Genomic DNA, 17,448 nt, shown 5'->3' on the forward strand with positions numbered 1-17,448 from the left:
ATGGGTATTTCTGTTTCCAACATAACAAAATCCTATGGTAAGGTAACCGCATTATCAGATATTTCTTTTGATGTAAAACCTGGTGAACTTTTTGGACTTATAGGACCTGATGGTGCAGGAAAAACTACGTTGTTCCGCATCCTAACTACCCTTTTGATAGCAGACAAAGGGCAAGCTACGGTAGCAGGTTATGATGTGCTTAAGGAGTACAAATCGATTAGAAACAGTGTTGGCTATATGCCTGGACGCTTCTCATTGTATCAAGATTTGACGGTAGAGGAAAACCTTAATTTCTTCGCTACCATATTTGGAACAACCATCGAGGAAAACTACGATTTGGTCAAGGATATTTATGTGCAAATAGAGCCCTTTAAAACACGGCGCGCTGGAAAACTTTCAGGTGGAATGAAGCAAAAACTGGCATTGAGCTGTGCGTTGATACACAAACCAAAAGTATTGTTTTTGGATGAACCTACCACTGGTGTGGACCCAGTGTCGAGAAAGGAGTTTTGGGAAATGCTTAAACGGTTACAGAAAAAAGACATCACCATTCTGGTATCTACCCCTTATATGGACGAAGCTGCTTTATGCGACCGTATTGCATTAATCCAAGATGGCAAAATCCTGCAAATTGATACACCAAACGCTATAGTCAGTCATTTCCCTAAACCTTTATATAATATTAGTGCTAATGATATGTATGGCCTTATTGAGAGTTTAACAAACTACAAACACACGTACAGTATTTTTCCTTTTGGGGAGTTTGTGCACTATACCGACAAGCGTGACACAATGGATATTGAACGTTTAAAAACCTATTTGGAGTCACAAAACCTTACAGATATTCACATAGAAAAAACACAACCTACCATAGAAGATACGTTTATGGAATTAGCGAAATAATGAAAAACAAAAACGTCATAGAAGTAGAAAATTTATCCAAACTGTTTGGTGATTTTGCTGCGGTAAACAGCATCAGTTTTCACGTTAAGGCTGGCGAAATATTTGGCTTTTTGGGAGCCAATGGCGCAGGCAAGACCACAGCGATAAAAATGCTGATTGGAATTTCCTCACCTACTTCGGGAAAGGCAACAATTGCTGGATTTGATGTATACAAAGAAGCCGAATCTATTAAAAAAAATATTGGCTATATGAGTCAAAAATTCGCCCTGTATGATGACTTGACCGTAAAAGAGAACATCACATTCTTTGGCGGAATTTATGGCCTATCTAAAAAACAAATTGACCGAAAAAGATGTGAATTGGTTGACGAGTTAGGGCTACAGGAAGTTGCAAACAGTCTTGTGAGTTCACTGCCCTTGGGATGGAAACAAAAATTGGCGTTTTCGGTTTCCTTGTTGCACGACCCCAAAATTGTTTTTTTAGATGAACCGACTGGAGGCGTAGACCCTATTACCCGACGTCAGTTTTGGGAAATGATATACAAAGCCGCTCACAACGGAACTACCATTTTTGTAACAACCCATTATATGGATGAAGCCGAATACTGCGACCGCGTTTCCATAATGGTCAATGGTAAAATTGAAGCCCTTGATACACCAAAAAAATTGAAAGCGCATTATAAAACGGACACAATGAACGATGTGTTTTTAAAACTAGCTAGAGGATGAAACGATTTGTAGGTTTTGTACGAAAAGAGTTTTATCACATATTCCGTGATAAACGTTCCCTGTTTATATTGTTTGGAATGCCAATAGCCCAAATTTTATTGTTTGGTTTTGCGATTACCAACGAAATCAACAATGTGAATATTGCCATTTTGGACCAAGCCAATGATGTGACATCAAAAGAAATCATCAATAAAATTGCAGCTTCAAAACACTTTAGCATTGTAGATATCATTCAAAAAGAATCATCGATAGAATCTATATTCAAAAAAGGTAAGGTAAAAGCCGTGCTTCAATTTGAAAACAACTTTGGGAACAACCTTATTAAAGAAAAACAGGCCAATGTACAGGTGCTAACCGATGCCACAGACCCTAATATGGCAAATACCATCAGTAATTATATTTCGGCCATACTTAAAAAGTATCAACAAGAACTAAACAAGAATACCACCATAGATTACCAAATTGTACCACAAAGCAGAATGGTTTATAACGCCGAATTGAAAAGCGTTTATATGTTTGTTCCTGGTGTGATGACGGTTATTTTGATGTTAGTTTCTGCAATGATGACATCCATTTCTATAACTAGGGAAAAAGAACAGGGTACTATGGAAATATTATTGGTCTCGCCTTTAAAACCCTTTCAGGTCATTATTGGCAAAGTGTTTCCATACATATTCCTATCGGTTATCAATGCCATTGTTATTGTGTTGTTGAGCATTTTCGTCTTTAATGTGCCCGTAAATGGCAGTTTGTTCCTTTTAGGAATTGAAAGTGTGCTGTTTATTATCACATCATTGGCGTTGGGGATTTTAATTTCAACCATATCGGCAACACAGCAAACCGCTATGATGATTTCCTTAATGGGCTTGATGTTGCCCACCATATTGCTTTCAGGATTTATTTTTCCTATAAGTAGTATGCCCTTACCGCTTCAGGTTATCAGTAACATTATACCTGCAAAATGGTTTATCATTATTGTAAAAGGGATTATGCTAAAGGGCATTGGGATTGGTTTCATTTTTAAAGAAACGGCCATTCTTGTTTTGATGACGTTATTGTTTATAGGTATAAGCGTGAAAAAATATAAAATCAGATTGGAGTAAGATGAGCATAATATTTTACATCATACGAAAAGAGTTTAAGCAAATCTTTAGAAATAAAGGAATGCTACCCATCATATTTATTTTGCCTGTACTGCAATTGATTATTTTATCCAATGCAGCGACCTACGAGATAAAAAACATACAATTTGGATATGTTGATGCTGATAACAGTAGCATATCAAGAAGGTTGATAGAGCAGTTTCAAGCTTCGACATATTTCAATGTTTCAGAAAGATTTTCTTCAGAAAAGGAAGCTTCACAAGCAATGCAGGAAGGTACAATAGATGCCTACTTGAATATACCAGTGCATTTTGAAAGGGATTTACAAAAAGACAAAACAAATGCAATAGGTGTGTTTGTTGATGCCATAGATGGTTCAGCAGCGGGAGTAATCAATGTTTACATCTCTCAAATCATACAGAGTTATAACAAGAATATTGCGATGGATTTGATACAGATTTCAGATTCTGTACAGAAACCAAATAGTATAGATAGTATTCCTTTATTCTGGTACAATCAGACCTTGAACTATAAAACATTCATGGTGCCTGGTATTTTGGTTTTGCTTGTTACAATGATTACCCTGTTTTTATCTGGAATGAACATTGTTAGGGAAAAAGAAATAGGCACCTTGGAACAAATCAATGTAACGCCTATAAAAAAGTATCAATTTATAATAGGCAAACTATTTCCATTTTGGGTTCTTGGTATGGGGCTTTTGACCATTGGTTTAATTCTAGCTAAAGTTATTTTTAATGTACCTATGATAGGAAACCTGGGGCTGCTCTATGCTTATACTTCGGTTTACATATTGGTGATTTTGGGAATGGGATTGTTCATCTCAAACTTCACCGATACACAGCAGCAAGCTATGTTTATTGCGTGGTTTTTTGTAGTGATATTCATATTGATGAGTGGATTGTTCACACCTATTGAAAGTATGCCAAAATGGGCACAGATACTTACGGAATTTAATCCTGTGAAGTATTTTGTGGAAATCATACGAATGGTAATGCTTAAAGGCTCTGGTTTTACCGATATCCTTCCTTTAGCCATAAAAACATTGGCCTATGCAATTCTAATGAACGGTTTGGCAGTTTGGAGTTATAAAAAAACAAGTTAAAACTTAATTAGAATAACAAATATAGAAACAACAAGATTTTTAAGAAATAGGATTTAAACAGACACGTAAGAACACAAAAAATAGAGGCTATCAAATGATAGCCTCTTAAAAGACTATTTTCCAAGCATTAGCAACTCATTTACAACAACTTCGGTTACATAATGTTTCTTACCATCATTATCATCCCAAGAGCGGTTAGTTAATTTGCCTTCAATAGCAATTTCTTTCCCTTTGGTAATATAATTTTCAACAACTTTCACAAGACCATTTTTTACTACTACTGGATGCCAGTAGGTACGCTCTATCTTGTTTCCTTGTTTGTCTTTATAGCTGTCATCTGTTGCTAAATTAAATCTTGCTATTTTACCACCATCTTCAAAAGTGATAATTTCTGGATCTTGTCCTAGTCTACCTATAAGTTGTACTTTATTTTTAAGTGAGTTCATAATTTTCAATTTTTAAAGGATTATGAATTCGTGGGTCATAGCCCATAAATTCGATTATTTTTTGAATGTTTTTTGGAGTAGGTTTGGTTTTACCATACTCCCATTTGTATATAGTTGATTCGTAAACGTCGAGCTCTAAAGACAATTCAAAAGCAGAATAGCAATGTGCCATTCGGTACTGCCTTATGTAGTCTCCAAAAGAGGCTGGATTTACGGGATAGCCCTTAGGCAGTGGCTTTGGGGCGGTTAATTCGATGTCGCAAATGGTCAACGACGTGGTGCCAGTAAGCGCGTTCAATTTTTTGACCATTTTTGTCCTTGTAGCTATCATCCGTAGCTATTGAGAATTTGGCCATTTTGTTACCATCTTCAAAATTTACTATTTCTGGGTCTTGTCCCAATCTACCAATCAACTGTACTTTGTTTCTAAGCGTGTTCATAATTTAAATTTTTAATGTTAAACAGTTAATATTATCGAGTTCTTATGTTTCGACATGGCAAAGATGCGACGGCTTGCAAATATTAGTCGGTAATTACATGTTTAAATTCGTTTGTAAATGTTTGTTGTCGTTTGTAAATGAATAATTTATTATATATTTAGGCATCTATATTACTGCTATGGTGAGACTTTTAAGCTATTTATATCCTATTACAAGAAAAGTGAAATCTGATACTAATGGTATGTTGGAAATTACTTGGTACAACGGAAAAAAACTGTTGAATTCAAAAAATGCCAATTATTCTTATGGTTCCTTACAGGAAATTTTAAAATTTGGTTTGGAGCAAATTGACATGACACGGATTAAATCGGTCTTGCTTTTGGGGATTGGTGGTGGTAGTGTCATTCAAACACTTCGTGATGATTTCAACTATCAAAATATTATTACCGCTGTAGATATTGATTCAGAAATCATTAAAATAGCTTTAGAAGAATTTAACCTGCAATCAGACAACAATTTGGAAATTGTTTGTGAGGATGCTCTGGAATTTGTACAAAAAAATTCCAATCAATTTGATTTAATAATTATTGATTTATTTATTGATACAGAAGTTCCAGAGCCATTTTATGAACCTTCCTTTTGGGAAGAAATTTTAAAAATAAAAACCACATCTGGGACAATACTTTTTAATGCTTCACTCGAAAAATCCATGACTAAAAAGTTGCAACAGGTCATTAGCTTTTTAAAATCGCGCGTTTATAAAGTTGATGTTTTTGAAGCCGTCAATAACACGAATACTGTCGTAATAACTAAATCCATATAATCTGTTAAATGGTATAATTATTATCTTTAAGCAATAATTTAAAGTATGAAAAAACAACTTTTATCTCTAGTCCTGCTTTTTTGCCTAACCATTGGCTATTCACAAATCACTGAAAAAATTACCCTAAACGATTCGGTTATTGGCTATTTAAAACAGACGGTTCAAAATACGCAACTACCAGGTATCAACTTTTCAATTATTGACAATAGAGGAAAGATTAAAAACTATTCTGAAGGTTTCTCGGATATTGAAGAACAGGTTCCATTAACCACTAGCCATTCATTTTTTTCTGGCAGTATTGGTAAGACCTACGCAGCTACATTAGTTTTTAAATTAGTTGAATCTGGGGATATTGACCTTAAAAAAGCTTATTTGGATTATTTCCCAGACACCGATTGGCTCAATAATCTTCCGAATATAGACGACATAACGGTAGAGATGTTGTTACAGCATACTTCTGGGTTGCCACGCTATGTCTTAAAACCTGAAATATGGAATACATTCCATGAGGATCCCAATAAGATCTGGTCTTATGAGGATAGATTATCCGTTATTTTTGAAGATGAACCTCTACATGAGGCTGGTAACGGATGGGCCTATTCAGATACCAACTATATACTACTAGGTATGCTTATTGAAAAGATAACTGGTGAGAATTACTACGATTTGGTCAAAAATCAGATTTTAAAACCACAACATCTCTCACACACCTACCCTTCCCTGCAACGAAAAATTACCAATTTGGCAATAGGTTATTCGCGCATGCCTCCTGCTTTTCAGGTTCCAAACAAGACCGTTACCGACAAAGAATACTTTATTAACCCACAATTTGAATGGACAGGTGGTGGCATGGCATCAACCACTGAAGATTTGGCAAAATGGGCCAAGCTCTATTATGAAGGTGTGCTGTTAAGTAAAAATAGTTTAGTAAATATAACTACTCCAAATCCTAATGGAAAATTGGTTGAAGGCACAAGTTCGTATGGCATGGGAAGCTTTATCTATCAAACCGATCATGGTGAAGCCTATGGACATACTGGGTTTATGCCTGGATTTAATTCTATTTTCATCTATTATCCAAAATATGGTATTGCAGCTGCCATGCAGATAAACTGCGATTATGCTGGTGGTGTCATCAATCTAAATGACTTTATGGATGATTTAATTGCTATTTCCCTAACAAAATAAATATTAGTGATATGCAAAAACAGTGTCTAGAATGTGGTGAAAAAATAGTAGGTAGAGTTGATAAAAAATTCTGTAGTGATGCTTGTCGTAACTCCTATAACAACCGAATAAACAAGGATAGCAAAAACCTCATCAGAAATACCAATAATCGACTTCGAAAAAACTACCGCATTCTGGAGGAATTAAATCCTGATAAAAAAACAAAAACGTCTCGAGCAAAATTGATAGAAAGAGGATTTGACTTTAACTACTTCACCAGTATCTACACCACCAAAGTTGGCACTGTATATTACTTTGTTTACGACCAAGGGTATTTACCATTGGAAAATGATTATTACGCTTTGGTTAAACGGGAGGATTGATTGTTTCACCCTCACTCTATGCTAAATAACCCCCAAATCAAATCCGCATAATAAACGTCTATGATATTTTCTTGATGAAAATCAATCTATTATTCATGATTATACAATGAATATCCATGAAAATATTTGTCGGCATAAACTTACGCATTTAGTTGAATGTTAGAATTTTAACATTTATATTTAAAATTTTAATTACAACTCATGAAGCAACTACTACTTTTTTCTACTTTTTTTATTGGAATTTCTTTAGGCTTTGGTCAACAGAGTAAAATTGATAGTTTAAAACAAAATCTATCTATAAATATCGATGATGGTGAAAAATTAAAAACTTATAAGGACTTATTTTTAGTAGTATTCAATAGCGACAATTTTCATGAATTAGATTCAACCTTAATTCAAAACATGAATGCCTTGTCTAAAAAAATGAACGATAAGGAAGCGGAAATTAAGAGTTATATGCTATTTGTTTCCCATTTTATGAGAAATGAAAACTTCGAAATAGCTGAAAATTATTCTAACCTCCTTGAGGTAAATATCGGTAGATTTGAAGACTTAAATTTATATTACCAAGTTCAAAACTTAAGAGGTAGAATGTATCATCACTTTATGAATTATGATGCTGCAATTGATATTTACCAAAAAGCTATTAGTAAATTTAATAAGCAGCCTAAAGGAGAAATAATTTTTGATTTATACTCAAATATAGCCAGTTCCTATAGGAATAACAATCAGCTTAATGAAGAAACTGACGCATTAATAAATGCAATAGAATTTTCTGACTCAAATTCAAATAAAGAAAATCAAGCATATTCACGTTATAGTTTAGCTTGGGCCTATTTGAATAGAGCAAATTATTCAAAAGCTATCGATTATTTTAAATCAGGTATTGATATTATTGAGAAAGAAAAGATAATAAAATATAGATATTTTCATAATGGACTAGGATTAGCCTATTCAAGATCAGGACAATTTGATTTAGCACTTAATCATTATTTAACTGCTCTTTCTTTTTTTAAAGATACAAAAAATGTTCGTTTTGAATTTGATACATTAAATAATATCTCTGCTTTATTTACAAGAATGAACAAGCCTTCTAAAGGAGAAGAATATGCTAGGTTAGCTCTTGAAATAGCTAATAATTTAAAACACCCAATAGCTATTTCAGCTGCTAAGCAAAATCTCGCAGCTTCATTAAAAGATTTAGGTAAATATAATGAAGCGGAGCAGTTGTTTCTCGAGTTATTAAAAGATACTTTAAGTTTTAAAAATAATGATATACACTTCAAAAATTCTCTATTCTTAAACCTCTCCGACATATATTACAATACTAATAATTATAAAGATTCTTATATCTTTTTAAAAAAGAATCTTGCTCTGTCAGACTCTATTAATAAACAAAACCTAGATTCAAAATTTTCAGATATAGAAACCAAATACCAAACTGAAAAAAAAGAAAAAGAAAACCTTCAACTCAAAGCTGATAATACTGAACAAGCATTACTTACCCAAAAAGCCAATGCCCGAAACTGGATATTAGGGTTAGGAATCTTACTATTGAGTGTTTCTGCATTCTTTATCTGGAGGCGATACAAAGCAGAAGCCAAAGCCAAACAAATCATTAGTGACCAAAAAGACGAAATAGAACAACAAAAAAACATGGTAGAGACCTTGCAAAAGGAGTTGCATCATCGTATGAAAAACAACCTCTCGTTTATAGATTTATTTATCAATCTTGCTAAAGGACGTTTTGAAGACAAAGCCTACCAAAACAAACTTAACGAACTTCAAAACCGTATGCGCAGTATGTTTGAAGTACACAAACAACTCTTTAAAAAGGATGATGTAACTTCTGTACAGGCAAAAAATTATATCGACACATTGGTTGAAAATGTGAAACAAGCTTATGAGAAAGACAGTGTAACTATTACCAATACAACTAATGAAAACGAAACGCTTTTAGCCAACATCTCTTTTCCTGTTGGGTTAATAGTAAATGAATTTGTTACCAACTCTTATAAATATGCTTTTGAAGACCAAAAAGAAGGCACCATACATATTGCCTTAACCTCTCAAGACAATGTATATAAACTAGTACTTAAAGATAATGGCAAAGGCTTACCAAAAGATTTTGATATTAATGCATTGGATTCTTTTGGCCTGGAAACCATTCAATTATTAATCAAAGAGTATGGTGGTACATTTACCATTGATGGTTCCAATGGTGTTGCTATGAACATAACCTTACCCAAAACTGCTGCATAAATGAAGACAAAAGCACACATTTTAGTTGTTGAAGACAAAGCACTCATCTACAAACGCCTTAAAATGATCTTGAAAGAGCATCATTATTCAGTTGATGATTACGCACCAAGTGTTGAAGAAGCTATTGGCAACATTAATAAAAAAAGACCTGATTTGGTGCTATTGGATATAGATTTACAAGGCGAACATAACGGTATTTACCTAGGTAACTTACTTAAAAAAGAATACAATATTCCATTTATCTATGTAACCGATTTGGATGACGACCAAACCTTTTACGAAAGCCTTCAAACCAAGCATGATGACTTTATCCCTAAAAAGGATATTAACCTTACCGAAGAAGAGCCTATTGTCATACAGACCAAACCTCATCTTGACAAGAAGCGACTCATTCGTTCCATACAAACCATTTTACAAAAGCAAACTGAAAACCAACAACCTTTAAGAGAGGGTATTATGGGGCTTATTGGTTATCTGGAAGATATAAAAGAATTAGATAAAAGCAGAGTAACTAGAGTGCCTGTAAAGTATGAGGACATTATCTTTTTTACTGTAAAACCATTTATAAATGAAAACGAAAAAGAAGAAACCTTAAGAGCCAATTATCTTTGGTTTAAAACCAGAAATGGCGAGTATTTTTTCTTAAAAACGTCGCTACGAGATATACAAAAAACCTTGCCTTATTATTTTGTGAGAATCAATGAAAGTTATATTGTAAACATTGCTCCAGATGTTCTAAAAGGTCGAATTAATGGTTCAAGACTATCTATACAAAACCAAGAATTCACAATAAAAAATACGTACAAAGAAGAAGTAAAATCACGATTGGAACACTTTTACTATTAGTAGGATAAAACCAATTTCCACTAGGTATCTTAAGATTATCACTATAATTTTTTATTAGTTATAAAGTGTTGCATTTTAGCATGAGAATCCTAAATCTTGTTAAGATGAAAAAACAATTACTCTATTTTTTTACTTTTTTTTATTCCCTTTATTCTTTGGCTCAAGTATATAATGGAGACCTAACAATAAGCAGTCAATCAGAAATAGATAGTTTTAACTATTCTGAAATTACAGGAACTCTAACCATTGAAGAAACTACCACTGGTGACATAATCAATTTAAACGGATTAAGTATACTTACTACCATTGATGGTGGGCTGTCAATTACAAACAATACATCATTAAGTTCTCTGAATGGTTTAGATAACCTCACATTTATAGGTTCAGGGCCTATTGATGCGCTTGGAAATGGAATAGGATTAAATATTGTAAACAATAATACTTTATCATCAATAGCATCTTTAACAAATGTAACTTCAATCGGAAGTAATTTAACTATAACCGATAATCAATCATTACTTAACCTACTGGGGTTAGAAGGTATAACCTCAATAAGCGGAAATATCAGTATTTCTAACAATACTAATTTGAATACTTTAAATGGGTTAAATAACCTTACATCAGTTAATCAAGGTTCGGGATTCTTTAGCGGTTACCTCACTGTAGAGAATAATAGCTCTATAACAACATTACAAGGTTTAGATAATTTAAGCTTTGTGCGCGGTAATTTGAGGGTGTTAAACAATAGCTCTCTCATTAATCTCAATGGTTTAAATTCATTAACCACAACTAGCGCTACAAGTGTTATCTCAATTGGTTCCAATAGTTCATTAACAACACTACAAGGAATACAAAATCTAACAGAAATAGGATCAATAAGTATATATAACAATAATTCATTAGTGTCACTAAATGGTCTTCAAGGTTTGGTTAATATTTCAGGTTCAATAGCAATATTGAGTAATTCTAATCTTTCTTCATTAGATGGCTTAAATAATTTAGCTTATGTGGGTGGCAGTTTAGAAATAGGGAATGCAGAGCAAAATGGCGGTTATCCTATACCAGGGAATGTATCACTTATGTCTCTAAATGCTTTAAGTAACCTTACTATTATTGGAGACAAGTTAACAATCACAGGATGTGATTCACTAATATCATTAGATGGACTAGAAAACATCCATACAATTCAGCAAGATGAATATTGGACTACTGAAACTCGATTACAAATAGGCAGTAATTTAACTGTTCAACAACATCCTACCTATGCTTATTATTATAATCCTCAGTTAACGGATTATTGCGGAATCCAACGTTTAATAACTCTAGGAGAAATTGCAATTCCTACTGATTTTATTATCAACAATAATGCATACAACCCAACACTTGCAGAAATAGAATCATTAAATTGTACATTACCAGATCCGTTGGAAACAGTTTTTAAATGGAGGACAGCAACTAACAATGGTGGTGTTTCAATAACCGAAACTATTAATGGTGTTACTGTTGCATTTATAGGAGATGATCTCTCAATTGTTGACGTTAGTGGTTATAGCCCTGGAGCTTATATTGGAGGAGGATATGACAACGTCATAAGAGCTTCAGTTACTTCTAGTGTCACTTTTATTTTTAGTGAAGCTGTAGATATTGTTTCTATTTTAACCTCAAGAAGTAATTATCCTGTAAACCATATTTTCACTCCTACTGGGGGAAGTAATAATGTAGTCACTACAACATCAACAGCTTATCCAAGCACAGTTAATTTAAATTGGGAAAATGTTACATCATTTACTGTCTCTACTGATGCAGCATCATTTGGATTTGATAATTTAAGAATTATTAATGACAACTCACTTTCAGTAAATGATTATGAGATTAATAATATAAAACTATACCCAAACCCAACCACAGACTACATAAAAATACAAAGCAATTTTGATATTAATTCAGTAGAAGTTTACTCGTTACACGGTCAAAAAGTGTTGCATGTTGAAAAGCAAAAAACAATAAATATCAGTTTATTACCAGAAGGTATTTACTTCTTAAAAGTAAAAACAAATAAAGGGGAAATTACAAAAAAGGTGGTTAAACGCTAGTTGTTTATTACTTGCTATTAATCAGTTTAAATTAAAATATATTACATTTTCATTTTGTTTTATATAAATCTATGAGTTTATTAACTTTATAATAAACTCTACACTATATGAAATATTTATTATCGCTAATATTAATGTGCTTTTATGGTTCTGTCTCTTGTCAGATAAACTTTATTGATATTACCCCTTTTGAATCTGAAAACAACCCAGTGTTAACTGGAAAAGTTGGCAAAGTTAGAATTGCAACGGATGATTTTGGAAATACACTTTTACTAACTTCTGGAATTATTTCAAATGAATCTGACCCACCAGCTTATCAAACCACTTTATACAACCTAAATACTTTAACAGAAATCAACACTCCATTATTAAATATTGTAAATGGTGATATGGAGTTTTTAGATGCCAATGCAGATGGTTGGTTAGATATTGTTATGTCTGGAGGTATAATTGGTGTAGGGAATAGTGCGAAAATCTATATAAATAATGGTAACAATACGTTTTACGAATCTACTCAATATATTAGACCACTTATAGTTGGGAATATTTCTATTGTTGATATTGATGATGATGGAGATGATGACATGTTTTTTGATGGTAGCCCAGGACCTCCATTTAATTTTTCAGATGCCTATATAAGTAATGGAAATGGTACTTTTAATAGAATTGAAGATTCTCCAATTGGAGCACCAAATTTTAAGAGAATAATGCACCCATCTACGTCACAAGAAGTTATTGCCTATGCTGGCAAAGACCATATTTACACTGTAGATGGAAATTTGACACCAACTATTCTTTATACTTATTGTGATTGCACTTTTGGGGATGCTAAATTAGGAGACTTAAACAATGATAGCTTTATTGATGTTGTAATTCCTGTTTACAATAGTGATAGTATAGAACTCAAATTCTATTTAGGGGCTTCTAATGGTGTTTTTACCGAAATAAACTCTGGTTTATCATGGGAAAAGGTAAATGTCCCTGAAAATGGAACAGATTTTAGTTATGAATTAGTGGACGTTGACCAAGATGCTGATTTAGATATTTTTACTACGTTTAAAAAGTTGCCTGAAACAGATGACCCAAATGAAGAACTACCAACTATGAGTGTTTTTGAAAACAATAATGGTACTTTTTCATTATCATTTAATTTTTCTGAAACACTTGAAAGTATTGCTATGGTTACTCATGATATTGACGCAGATTCAGATTTCGATCTTATCTTTATGGGAAAAATTATAGGTTCTAACCCCTGGGATTTGCAATTAAACGTTTTTGAAAATAACTCACAAACCTTATCAGCAATTGAAAACGTAGTAGAAACTATTAAAATTTACCCAAACCCAACCACTGACTTCATAAATATACAAGCCAATTTTGATATTACTACAATAGAAGTATACTCTTTTCAGGGTCAAAAAGTATTATCTGTTGAAAACCAAAAAACTATAAATATTCGTTCATTACCTAAAAGCATCTACTTTTTAAAATTAAAAACAGTTAGAGGAGCCTTCACAAAAAAAATCATTAAACAATAAACATTTATATTATGAAAACTTTTTTTAAATCAATAGTACTTAGTGCTTTTTTTCTTATGGTTGGAACCTCTAAAGTGTTTGGTCAATCATGCAGAGAAATAATTTCTAATGAATATGATGCCGATACAGATATTGAATATTCACAATTAATTGGAGGAATTATTTATGACGATAAAGCTAAAAGTGTTATGACAGGCATACAAGACATTGTAGCACTATACGCTGGAAAAACCATTGATGGCGAGTTGTTGGTTTACATGCAACATACAAGATATGTAGATAGCCATAAAACAAATGCTAGGGACAACTTGTCAATTGGCAAAGACAAGGAGGTAATTATTATAGGTAGCTTTGGAAAAATAACCTTAAATGCACTTAAAGATCAAAGTCCTACTTCTGAAGACAAAGCTATGAGCGGCTCAACAAAAAACAAAATATGTCAAGTATATCCAATTACAGCTGAAGACCTTGAAAAACTATGTTCTGGACTTATAAACACAGTCATTGTTAATTATGATACTGCACCTAAACTCATCAAAAAAATTAAAGAAAAAGACGCTAAAAAACATTTAAAATATTGGGCTTGCTCACCTAAAGAACTAAATAAATAATTGCTTTAGTATTATTTATAGTTGTAGTGTTTGCTATTAATTGAAAAAAAGGCCTCGAAAAAAATTACGAGGCCTTTTTTTCTGCTTATTTCCAGTTTTGTCCTTTTAGTTTTATAGCTGCTTTCAAAATGTCTTTTTGACTTATCTGTCCGACCAACTTGCCATTTTCAACTATTGGGAAGCGTCTAATTTTAGAGTCTAAAAACTTTTTGGCGGCATCAAATACGTTCATATTACCATCTATGGTTTCTACATGTTTTATCATGCGTTTTTCAACCGTGTCTTGTTCCATAGGCATGTTGTAATATCGACTATCACTTATTTGTTTAAGACAGTCACCTTCAGATATAATACCAACTAATTCGTTTTTGTCATTAACAACAGGACCTCCAGAGATTCTGTTATTAATTAGCGATTCAATAACCTCTTCCACAGATTGCTCTGGTTTAAATGTTATTAAATTGCGAGTCATATAATCACTCACCTTAAATGGCGCATCCAACGTAGAATTTTGTTGCTGCTTTCTTGCACCTTGAAAACTTTTTATACCCATGACGTTAGCTTTTTATTTTACTAAATATACTCATTTTGTAGCAGTAATCCTAAAGCCATAAAACAAGTTTAAAGTACCTTTAAAATTGTGTACATTTATATACAAACAAACTAAACAGTTGTTATGTTTAAAAAATTCATTGCTTTTTGCTTAATTGCCCTAGCTGTCTATTGGAGTTTTCGGGTTTTACTTCCAAGCCAAATCTCAAATTTAGACACCCCTGATTCTGAATTTTCAACTGACCGAGCACTAGTCCATTTGAAAGAGATTTCCAAAGCGCCGCATTATCTGGGAAATGAAGAACATACACGTGTTCGCGATTATATTATCACCCAATTGGAAAATTTGGGCTTGGAAACTGAAGTTCAAGAAGGATATTCCATGAGTCAATGGGGTAATCTATCAAAACCTAAAAATATTCTAGCAAGAATTAAAGGACATGATTCTGGTAAGGCCTTGTTATTGCTTACCCATTATGATAGCAATCCGCACTCATCATTGGGTGCCAGTGATGCGGGTTCTGGTGTAGTCACTATTATTGAAGGAATTCGAGCTTTTTTACATGTTGGCAAAGAGCCAAAAAATGATATTATCATTCTGATTTCTGATGGCGAAGAATTGGGACTCAACGGTGCCGATATTTTTGTCAATAAACATCCATGGGCAAAAGATGTGGGATTGGTTCTCAATTTTGAAGCCAGAGGCAGTGGTGGTCCAAGTTATATGCTTATTGAAACCAATCAAGGAAATGCTAACCTCATGAAAGATTTTGTAGCAGCTAACCCTGAATATCCTGTGGCCAATTCTTTAGCCTATAGTATTTATAAAATGCTTCCTAATGATACAGATTTAACGAGGTTTCGTGAAGATGGTGACATTGACGGTTTCAATTTTGCCTTTATTGATGATCATTTTGATTATCATGCTGCCATGGATTCTTATGAACGGCTCGATAGAAATACCCTAGAGCACCAAGGTTCGTATTTAATGCCGTTATTGAATTACTTTTCTGATGCCGATTTAGACAACCTAAAAAGCAATGACGATTACATTTATTTCAATGTGCCTTTATTTAAAACGGTTATCTATCCTTTCTCTTGGATTTTTCCAATGCTCACTCTAGCTATCATATTTTTTATTTTCCTAATTATTTATGGATTTAAAGAAGAGCGGCTTTTAGGCACCCAAATTGGTAAAGGTTTTATAGCTTTTTTAATCTCTTTGATTCTATCAGTACTAGTTGGATTTTTTCTTTGGAAACTTCTGTCGATACTATATCCACAATACTCGGAAATGTTGCATGGCTTTACCTATAATGGTCATAGTTATATCGCTGCATTTATTTGCTTATCGCTAGCTATTTCATTTTATATCTATCATAAGTTTTATCAACAGGAACATGTTGCCAGTTTATTAATAGCACCACTTTCTATTTGGTTGCTGATTTGTGTTGGTGTAGCCTTCAAGTTGAAAGGTGCTGGTTTTTTTATTATCCCGCTGCTTTTTGGCTTATTAAGCCTTCTAGTTTTAATTCGTCAAAAGCAACCCAATTTAATTTTAATGGCGCTTTTATCGTTTCCCGTCATCACTATTATGTCCCCACTTGCAAAAATGTTTCCTGTAGGCCTCGGACTTAAAATTTTGTTTGTTTCCTGTATGGTAGTTGTGCTTATTTTTGGTTTGCTGGTTCCCGTTTTTGGTTTTTTTAAACATAAAAACAGACTGTCCGCCTTATTCATGATTGGATCAATATGGTTTCTTGTTTCAGCGCATATCAATTCTAAATTCACTGAAGATTCACCAAAACCTAATAGCCTACTATACGTTTTAGACTCGAATAGCAATTCGGCTGTTTGGGCTACTTATGACAACTTATTGGATGATTGGACCAAAAGTAAACTTACCGATCAGCCTGAACCTGCTTTAGAACTCCAAAAAAATACTATTGGCAGCAAATACAAATCGGGTTTTACATTTCTTAAAGCTGCCCCTGTTTTTCAAATTTCTGAACCAAAAATTGAAATAACTCATGATACCATTGTTGATGGTTTTAGAAGACTTGCTGTTTGTTTTATATCAAACAGACATGCCGAGCGCATTGAAGTGTTTTCAGATTCAACATCTATTTTTAAACAAGCGACCATTAATGGTGTTGCTGCAAAAATAACCGATTCGACGAACACGGTTTTTAATGAGCGCTTTAATAATAGGCTCTTTAGTTATTATGTAGCTGACAATGAGCCATTGGATATGATTTTTACTGTTCCAATTAATCAAACAACCCACTTACAGTTTTATGAAGCAACCTATAATCTCGTTGGAAACTCGTTGCTTGGTGTCAAAAGCCGAAACAACAATATGATTCCTAAACCTTTTGTACTCAATGATGCCATTGTTATAAAAACAGCCTTGGATATAAAATAATTAGC

The 17,448-nt window shown here is 33.2% G+C and carries 17 protein-coding genes; 13 read left to right on the top strand and 4 right to left on the bottom strand.

Translation table 11 applies throughout. The annotated features are described in order from the left end of the window. Genes C1T31_RS00240 through C1T31_RS00255 form a run of 4 tightly spaced genes read left to right on the top strand, consistent with a single transcriptional unit; the run spans position 1 to position 3,857 of the window. A complete protein-coding gene (locus C1T31_RS00240; protein WP_103050462.1) occupies positions 1-903 on the top strand; it encodes an ABC transporter ATP-binding protein in 903 nt (300 codons plus the stop codon). Then, the gene (locus tag C1T31_RS00245; protein ID WP_103050463.1) at positions 903-1,631 is read left to right on the top strand and encodes an ABC transporter ATP-binding protein; all 729 of its coding nucleotides are present in this window, start codon (positions 903-905) and stop codon (positions 1,629-1,631) included. Before C1T31_RS00240 ends, C1T31_RS00245 begins: the two co-directional genes overlap by 1 nt. Further along, the gene (locus tag C1T31_RS00250) at positions 1,628-2,734 is read left to right on the top strand and encodes an ABC transporter permease (protein ID WP_103050464.1); all 1,107 of its coding nucleotides are present in this window, start codon (positions 1,628-1,630) and stop codon (positions 2,732-2,734) included. The genes C1T31_RS00245 and C1T31_RS00250 overlap by 4 nt, the downstream gene beginning before the upstream one ends. Before the next feature lies 1 nt (position 2,735). Beyond that, positions 2,736-3,857, top strand: a complete 1,122-nt coding sequence (locus C1T31_RS00255; protein ID WP_103050465.1) for an ABC transporter permease — start codon at positions 2,736-2,738, stop codon at positions 3,855-3,857. Positions 3,858-3,970: 113 nt separating this feature from the next. Here C1T31_RS00255 and C1T31_RS00260 read toward each other — a convergent pair whose 3' ends face one another. From C1T31_RS00260 to C1T31_RS00270, 3 genes are read right to left on the bottom strand one after another with little or no spacing between them, the layout of a single operon-like run. Then, positions 3,971-4,303 carry a single-stranded DNA-binding protein gene (locus C1T31_RS00260; RefSeq protein ID WP_103050466.1) on the bottom strand — a complete coding sequence of 111 codons (333 nt, stop codon included), beginning with the start codon at positions 4,301-4,303 and terminating at the stop codon, positions 3,971-3,973. Next, positions 4,290-4,613, bottom strand: coding sequence for a helix-turn-helix domain-containing protein (locus C1T31_RS14200; RefSeq protein ID WP_262496205.1), 324 nt, complete (start codon positions 4,611-4,613; stop codon positions 4,290-4,292). The genes C1T31_RS00260 and C1T31_RS14200 overlap by 14 nt, the downstream gene beginning before the upstream one ends. Then, entirely contained in the window at positions 4,528-4,743 is a 216-nt protein-coding gene (locus C1T31_RS00270) for a single-stranded DNA-binding protein (RefSeq protein ID WP_103050468.1), read from the bottom strand. Before C1T31_RS00270 ends, C1T31_RS14200 begins: the two co-directional genes overlap by 86 nt. 178 nt (positions 4,744-4,921) lie before the next feature. Between C1T31_RS00270 and C1T31_RS00275 the strand changes: the two genes are divergently transcribed. The 8 genes from C1T31_RS00275 to C1T31_RS00310 all read left to right on the top strand — a co-directional run bounded on the left by C1T31_RS00275 (position 4,922) and on the right by C1T31_RS00310 (position 14,466). Further along, positions 4,922-5,566: a spermidine synthase gene (locus C1T31_RS00275; RefSeq protein ID WP_103050469.1), complete on the top strand. Its 645-nt coding sequence runs from the start codon at positions 4,922-4,924 to the stop codon at positions 5,564-5,566. Between the two features lie 45 nt (positions 5,567-5,611). Continuing rightward, positions 5,612-6,754 carry a serine hydrolase domain-containing protein gene (locus C1T31_RS00280; protein ID WP_103050470.1) on the top strand — a complete coding sequence of 381 codons (1,143 nt, stop codon included), beginning with the start codon at positions 5,612-5,614 and terminating at the stop codon, positions 6,752-6,754. Positions 6,755-6,765: 11 nt separating this feature from the next. Further along, entirely contained in the window at positions 6,766-7,116 is a 351-nt protein-coding gene (locus C1T31_RS00285) for a hypothetical protein (RefSeq protein WP_103050471.1), read from the top strand. Between the two features lie 201 nt (positions 7,117-7,317). Further along, positions 7,318-9,378 (top strand): tetratricopeptide repeat-containing sensor histidine kinase, encoded by a 2,061-nt coding sequence (locus C1T31_RS00290; RefSeq protein ID WP_103050472.1) that lies wholly within the window; start codon positions 7,318-7,320, stop codon positions 9,376-9,378. Further along, positions 9,379-10,224 carry a response regulator transcription factor gene (locus C1T31_RS00295; RefSeq protein ID WP_103050473.1) on the top strand — a complete coding sequence of 282 codons (846 nt, stop codon included), beginning with the start codon at positions 9,379-9,381 and terminating at the stop codon, positions 10,222-10,224. A gap of 155 nt (positions 10,225-10,379) precedes the next feature. After that, positions 10,380-12,317, top strand: coding sequence for a T9SS type A sorting domain-containing protein (locus C1T31_RS00300; protein ID WP_207764251.1), 1,938 nt, complete (start codon positions 10,380-10,382; stop codon positions 12,315-12,317). A gap of 107 nt (positions 12,318-12,424) precedes the next feature. Continuing rightward, on the top strand, positions 12,425-13,855 hold the full coding sequence (locus tag C1T31_RS00305) for a T9SS type A sorting domain-containing protein (protein ID WP_103050475.1): 1,431 nt from the start codon (positions 12,425-12,427) through the stop codon (positions 13,853-13,855). A gap of 11 nt (positions 13,856-13,866) precedes the next feature. Continuing rightward, positions 13,867-14,466, top strand: coding sequence for a hypothetical protein (locus C1T31_RS00310; protein ID WP_103050476.1), 600 nt, complete (start codon positions 13,867-13,869; stop codon positions 14,464-14,466). Positions 14,467-14,551: 85 nt separating this feature from the next. Here C1T31_RS00310 and C1T31_RS00315 read toward each other — a convergent pair whose 3' ends face one another. Further along, positions 14,552-15,019 (bottom strand): CBS domain-containing protein, encoded by a 468-nt coding sequence (locus tag C1T31_RS00315; RefSeq protein WP_103050477.1) that lies wholly within the window; start codon positions 15,017-15,019, stop codon positions 14,552-14,554. A gap of 123 nt (positions 15,020-15,142) precedes the next feature. Here C1T31_RS00315 and C1T31_RS00320 point away from each other — a divergent pair, with 123 nt between their 5' ends. Beyond that, on the top strand, positions 15,143-17,443 hold the full coding sequence (locus C1T31_RS00320) for a M28 family peptidase (RefSeq protein WP_103050478.1): 2,301 nt from the start codon (positions 15,143-15,145) through the stop codon (positions 17,441-17,443). Positions 17,444-17,448 lie beyond the last annotated feature (5 nt).

This window comes from Hanstruepera neustonica, assembly GCF_002895005.1.
Lineage (GTDB): Bacteria > Bacteroidota > Bacteroidia > Flavobacteriales > Flavobacteriaceae > Hanstruepera > Hanstruepera neustonica.

Excerpts from the sequence above, each read along its gene's own strand:
- C1T31_RS00240 (WP_103050462.1), top strand. The coding sequence starts at position 1 with ATGGGTATTTCTGTTTCCAACATAACAAAATCCTATGGTAAGGTAACC.
- C1T31_RS00245 (WP_103050463.1), top strand. The coding sequence starts at position 903 with ATGAAAAACAAAAACGTCATAGAAGTAGAAAATTTATCCAAACTGTTT.
- C1T31_RS00250 (WP_103050464.1), top strand. The coding sequence starts at position 1,628 with ATGAAACGATTTGTAGGTTTTGTACGAAAAGAGTTTTATCACATATTC.
- C1T31_RS00255 (WP_103050465.1), top strand. The coding sequence starts at position 2,736 with ATGAGCATAATATTTTACATCATACGAAAAGAGTTTAAGCAAATCTTT.
- C1T31_RS00260 (WP_103050466.1), bottom strand. The coding sequence starts at position 4,303 with ATGAACTCACTTAAAAATAAAGTACAACTTATAGGTAGACTAGGACAA.
- C1T31_RS14200 (WP_262496205.1), bottom strand. The coding sequence starts at position 4,613 with ATGGTCAAAAAATTGAACGCGCTTACTGGCACCACGTCGTTGACCATT.
- C1T31_RS00270 (WP_103050468.1), bottom strand. The coding sequence starts at position 4,743 with ATGAACACGCTTAGAAACAAAGTACAGTTGATTGGTAGATTGGGACAA.
- C1T31_RS00275 (WP_103050469.1), top strand. The coding sequence starts at position 4,922 with ATGGTGAGACTTTTAAGCTATTTATATCCTATTACAAGAAAAGTGAAA.
- C1T31_RS00280 (WP_103050470.1), top strand. The coding sequence starts at position 5,612 with ATGAAAAAACAACTTTTATCTCTAGTCCTGCTTTTTTGCCTAACCATT.
- C1T31_RS00285 (WP_103050471.1), top strand. The coding sequence starts at position 6,766 with ATGCAAAAACAGTGTCTAGAATGTGGTGAAAAAATAGTAGGTAGAGTT.
- C1T31_RS00290 (WP_103050472.1), top strand. The coding sequence starts at position 7,318 with ATGAAGCAACTACTACTTTTTTCTACTTTTTTTATTGGAATTTCTTTA.
- C1T31_RS00295 (WP_103050473.1), top strand. The coding sequence starts at position 9,379 with ATGAAGACAAAAGCACACATTTTAGTTGTTGAAGACAAAGCACTCATC.
- C1T31_RS00305 (WP_103050475.1), top strand. The coding sequence starts at position 12,425 with ATGAAATATTTATTATCGCTAATATTAATGTGCTTTTATGGTTCTGTC.
- C1T31_RS00310 (WP_103050476.1), top strand. The coding sequence starts at position 13,867 with ATGAAAACTTTTTTTAAATCAATAGTACTTAGTGCTTTTTTTCTTATG.
- C1T31_RS00315 (WP_103050477.1), bottom strand. The coding sequence starts at position 15,019 with ATGGGTATAAAAAGTTTTCAAGGTGCAAGAAAGCAGCAACAAAATTCT.
- C1T31_RS00320 (WP_103050478.1), top strand. The coding sequence starts at position 15,143 with ATGTTTAAAAAATTCATTGCTTTTTGCTTAATTGCCCTAGCTGTCTAT.